Annotated in this window: 5 protein-coding genes; 2 read left to right on the top strand and 3 right to left on the bottom strand. The window is 70.7% G+C overall.

All coding sequences use genetic code 11. From position 1 onward, the window contains the following. A partial coding sequence (locus Q0L11_RS21060; protein WP_296599876.1) for a molybdopterin cofactor-binding domain-containing protein occupies positions 1-864 on the top strand: 864 nt, incomplete at its 5' end. Positions 865-957: 93 nt separating this feature from the next. Here Q0L11_RS21060 and Q0L11_RS21055 read toward each other — a convergent pair. From Q0L11_RS21055 to Q0L11_RS21045, 3 genes are all read right to left on the bottom strand, one after another. Then, positions 958-1,575 (bottom strand): hypothetical protein, encoded by a 618-nt coding sequence (locus Q0L11_RS21055; RefSeq protein WP_296599875.1) that lies wholly within the window; start codon positions 1,573-1,575, stop codon positions 958-960. A 220-nt stretch (positions 1,576-1,795) separates the two neighbouring features. Next, on the bottom strand, positions 1,796-2,731 hold the full coding sequence (locus Q0L11_RS21050) for a calcium-binding protein (RefSeq protein ID WP_296599873.1): 936 nt from the start codon (positions 2,729-2,731) through the stop codon (positions 1,796-1,798). 60 nt (positions 2,732-2,791) lie between these two features. Beyond that, entirely contained in the window at positions 2,792-3,451 is a 660-nt protein-coding gene (locus Q0L11_RS21045; RefSeq protein WP_296599871.1) for a hypothetical protein, read from the bottom strand. A gap of 455 nt (positions 3,452-3,906) precedes the next feature. On the opposite strand from Q0L11_RS21045, the gene nhaA reads away from it, so the two are divergent. Beyond that, a partial coding sequence (nhaA, locus tag Q0L11_RS21040; RefSeq protein ID WP_296599868.1) for a Na+/H+ antiporter NhaA occupies positions 3,907-4,806 on the top strand: 900 nt, incomplete at its 3' end.

The raw sequence follows: 4,806 nt of genomic DNA, 5'->3' as shown, positions 1-4,806 counted from the left end.
GCCGGCTGGCCGACCAAGGCCATGGCCCCGTTCTTCATGCCCAAGGGCAAGAACGGCCAGCCCTACGACCCCTTCGCGATCGCCGGCGCCGACCACTGGTACAACGTCGGCGCCCAGCGGGTGCGGGCGATCGAGAACGACCTGGCCAACCGCGCCTTCCGCCCGGGCTGGCTGCGCTCGGTGGGACCGGGCTGGACCAACTGGGCGCTGGAGAGCTTCCTGGACGAGGCGGCGCTGGCCGCCGGCGTCGATCCGCTGGCCTTCCGCCTGCGGATGCTGGACGCCACGGGCCGCAACGCCGGCTCGGCGCCCAACGCCATCGGCGGGGCGAAGCGCCAGGCGGCGGTGCTGAAGCGGGCGGCGGAGAAGGCGGGCTGGGGCAAGCCGCTGCCGAAGAACACCGGCCTGGGCCTCGCCACCTCGTTCGGCCAGGAGCGGGACATGCCCACCTGGGTGGCCTGCGCGGCCCGGGTCGCAGTCGATCCGTCGAGCGGCGCCGTGAAGGTCGAGAAGCTGACCCTGGTCGCCGACGCCGGGATCATCGTCCACCCCGACGGCGCCCTGGCTCAAATGGAGGGCGCCGCCCTGTGGGGCATGAGCCTGGCGCTGTTCGAGGGTTCGGCGTTCGAAAACGGCGAGGCGAAGGACACCAACCTCGACACCTATACCCCGCTGCGGATGGGCGACGTGCCCGACGTGGAGGTGGAGTTCGTCGCGAGCGGCGAGGCGCCGGTGGGCCTGGGCGAACCGGCGACGACGGTGGTGGGTCCGGCGATCGGCAATGCGATCTTTCGCGCGGTCGGCGCGCGGGTCCGCGACCTGCCGATCCGGCCCGAGGCGGTGAAAGCGGCGATCAAGGCCTGACGGCGTAGGCACGCGAACGGGCGCGCGGGCGGTCGGAGCGGGACTCCGTCCGTTCGTGCGGTGCGTGGTCATTCGGAGGGGCGCTTCGCGCCGTCAGCCGAAGCCCGACCAGGGACGACGGCCGTGGGGGCCAAGCCTCGGCGACGACGCCGCGGCCGAACCCAGCAGCCTGTCGCGGGTCCCGCCCCGCGCAGAGCGGGTGAGGACGGCGACGCCGGCGACCGGCATTGGCGTCTGCGTGGGGGGCGCTTCCGCGCCAAACGGATCCCGCTGCGCCTCCGCCAGGAGATTCCGCAGCACCGGCAGCGCCTGTTTCGCGTCGGCGGGAAGACCGTCGTCGAACCGGGCGGCGTCCCGGGCGACGACGCCCAGGGTCGCGAGGAACCTCGGCAGGCTGACGGGCTCGTAGTCGCGGTCCCGCTCCCGCTCCGGCGGGTCGCCACGCTCGGGCGCCTCATGCTCCGGCCGTTCGCGGTCGAGGGCCTCGGCGCGCTCGGCCTCCGCTGGGCGGCCCAAGAGAGAGGCCACTCCCGCCGTCGCCTTACCGGCGCGCAGGGTCATGCACAGCCGGATGCCCATCCGGACCGAAAGGAAGCACTTCTGGAAGGCGTCGAACCGTTCGAGGCTGCGCCCCGTATCGGCCTCGTCCTTCGCCGCCGCGCCGAACGCCATCGCCAGAACGTGCGCGCAATCGACCATCCCCTCCAGCATCTGGAGCTCACGCGCGGTTCGAGCGGCCTCGGGCGACATGAGAACAAAGATAGAACATTCGAAACGGGCCGTCAAGGTCGGAGCCCAGGAACACACTTGCCGACGGAGACTCGCCCACACAGGTCGACCGCCCGCATCGGCATCGGGTGCGAGCGACCTGATCGAAGGTCACGCCCCCCGGCCTGTGGATCGTATCCTCGGCCGAGGGGCGCTCTCCACCTCAGCCGGTGAAGATCCAGTCGCTGCCGAGGCTGCTGAGCTGCACGCCCACCAGCGTCATCTGCGCGCCGCCGCTGAGGGTGATGACCACGTCGGCCCCGACCTGCGCCGTGGCGTAGGTGGATCCGGGCTCGATCTTCACCCGGTCGCCCTCGGCGTGGTTGAAGTCCAGCACGCGGTCGACACCCGCGTCGCCGAACGTGTTGAAGATGTCGGCGCCGGCGCCGCCCGAGATCGTGTCGTCGCCGCGATCGCCCGACAGCCAGTCGTTTCCGGCGCCGCCGCTCAGGCTGTCGTTCTCCTGGCCGCCGCGGACGAGATCGGCGCCGGCCCCGCCGTTGCAGGTGTCCGCGCCCAGATTGCCGTAGACGATGTCGTCGCCGTCGTCGCCGAACAGCAGGTCGTTGTCCTTGCCGCCGACGACCCAGTCGTCGCCCAGACCGCCCGCCGCCGTGTCGGCGCCCATGTTGCCGTTGAGGTCGTCGAACGCCGCCCCGCCAGAGAGGGAATCGGCGCCTTCGTCGCCCCGCAGATAGTCCTGGCCGCCCCCGCCCTCGATGGTGTCGTTGCCGGCGTAGCCGCGCATCCGGTCGTTGGCCCCGGAGCCCACGATGCTGTCGCCGCCGGCCAGGATCGCGGACTTGGCGGCCTCGTTGTTGTTGGTGGTGGCCCAGGTGACGAACTGGGTGACGGGCAGGGAGAAGCCCTTCACCTCGAACACCGTCTGGCCAGAGAGGCTCTCCTTCCAGCTGGTGAGCGTTCCCCCCGTGATGGCGTCGTTCGCGTAGGTGAACTGGCCGCCGAATTCCTCCAGCCAGGGGCCGTCGCGCAGGGTGAACTGGGTGGCGGTGGCGACGGTCACGTCGCCCAGCAGCAGGTCGCTGACGACCAGGTCGTCGAAGTCGATGCCGGCGGCGCCGGCGGTCAAGGTAGCCATGAGATCCTCCGTACGCGCCGCCGAGCGTCCTCGAGCCGGCGGCGCTCAGGGTTGAGGCGGTCAGAAGCGGCGGGTCAGACCCACCTGCACGACGGGGAAGTACTTGAAGTCCTTGGCGTCATCGCGCGCCTCGGCCTCCTCGGCCCGCAGCCGGGCCTGGAAGTTGGCGTCGTTGGACAGCGTGCCGCCCGAGGCCGCGAGGTCCACGTCGGGACGCTTGCTGAACGACACGCCGGCCAGGGCGCGGAAGCCCCATCCGCGCTCGCCCACGAAGGTGTTGTCGAAGCCCAGGCCCACGAAGGGCTGGAAGTTCGAGAGCTTGGCCTCGCCGTCGATCCGTCCGACCTGGGCCGGCGTGAAGGTCTGTCCGCCGATATCGACCGCCGCCGTGGGCTGGGCGCGCAGGTTGATCTTGCGCTTGCCCACATAGGCGCCGCCCGAGACGAAGAAGGCGCCGCCGCCCGGATGCAGGTCGGCGAACAGGCCGCCGGTCAGCAGCTTGGCCTTCCCGTCGTAGTTGATGTCGGAATAGTCCTCGTCGTGGCTGATGCTGACGCCGTCGACGGCGCCGCGAACCACGATGAGGTCGCTGACCTTGGCCGAGGCCTGCAGGCCGACGCCCGGCGTGCCCACATTGACGCCGACGGCCATGGTCTGCGCGGTCGCGGCGGACGAGGCCATCGCGCAGACGAGCGCGGCGGCGATAATATGCGTCTTCATGAACTCCATACCCCGATGACTGTGTTGGCTGAGGTGTCCAGCTGTGCGCTGGAGGTGTCGGTCGACCTTCAGGCGTCGATCGACGCCCGCGGATCGCGCGGTTCCGAGACCGGCGCGGGGCCGGCTCTTCGATGCATGGATTGGCTCCAGCGCCCTCGGACGTTCGCGTCCGACCCCGCTTCGGAGGCTAGGTGAGCGGCGGCGCCGAGGCCATTAGACCGGATGGTCTACAAGGGGGCCGGCCGGCAGGGCGCGGTTGAGACGGGCGGGCGCGGGCGTCCGCGCCAACGTCCGCCGTCCCAAAGGCGATATTCAGACGGCCCGCTTCCGCCGGGGGGCGCCTGTTTGCCGGGTTGATCCATGGGGCTCGAAGGTGCGATAGGCGGTCCGGGTGCTCGGTCGCGTCGGCCGGTCAGGTTGGCGTTGGTCGGGCCGCCAGCGCGGAGACCCGCGCCATGCGCCGCACCGCTCGTCGCCCTTCCGTCCTCCGCGAACTGCTCGAGAGCGAAGCCGCAGGCGGCGTCCTGCTCATGGCCGCGGCGGCCCTGGCTCTCTTCGTCGCCAACTCGCCCCTGTCCGAAAGCTACTTCCGCCTGCTCCACGCTCCTCTCGGGGGGCTCGATGTGCTGCACTGGATCAACGACGGGCTGATGGCCCTGTTCTTCCTGTTCGTCGGGCTGGAGATAAAGCGAGAGTTCCTCGACGGGCAGCTCTCCACCTGGGCGAACCGCGCGCTGCCCGGGATCGCGGCGGCCGGCGGCGTGGTCGTCCCCAGCCTGATCTACGCCGCCATCAACTGGGAACATCCCGATACCCTCCGCGGATGGGCCATTCCGACGGCCACGGATATCGCCTTCGCGCTGGGCGTTCTGTCCCTCCTCGGCCCGCGCGTCCCGACCAGTCTGAAGGTCTTCCTCGCCACCTTGGCCATCGTCGACGACCTCGTGGCGGTGCTGGTGATCGCCGTCTTCTACACCGCGGAACTCAACGTTCCCGCCCTCGGCGGGGCGGGCGTCGCCACGCTCCTGCTGGTCGGCCTCAATCGCCTGAGGATCACCCGCCTGGCGCCTTACCTGGTGCTCGGCGCCGCCCTTTGGTGGCTGGTCCTGCTGTCGGGCGTACACGCGACCGTCGCGGGCGTGGCGCTGGCGCTGACCATTCCCCTTCGCCGGTCGAAAGCCGCGCCCGACGACATGACCTCGCCCCTGCATCGACTGGAGCATGGGTTGAGCCCCTGGGTGGCCTTCCTGATCGTGCCGGTGTTCGGCTTTGCGAACGCCGGCGTATCGTTCGCCGGCTTGAGTGCCGACGTGATGCTGGAGCCCGCAACTCTCGGCGTCGCTCTGGGCTTGTTC

The sequence above is a fragment of the Phenylobacterium sp. genome, assembly GCF_024508875.1.
Classification (GTDB): Bacteria; Pseudomonadota; Alphaproteobacteria; order Caulobacterales; family Caulobacteraceae; genus Phenylobacterium.
This window is presented reverse-complemented; position numbering and strand designations above follow the sequence as displayed.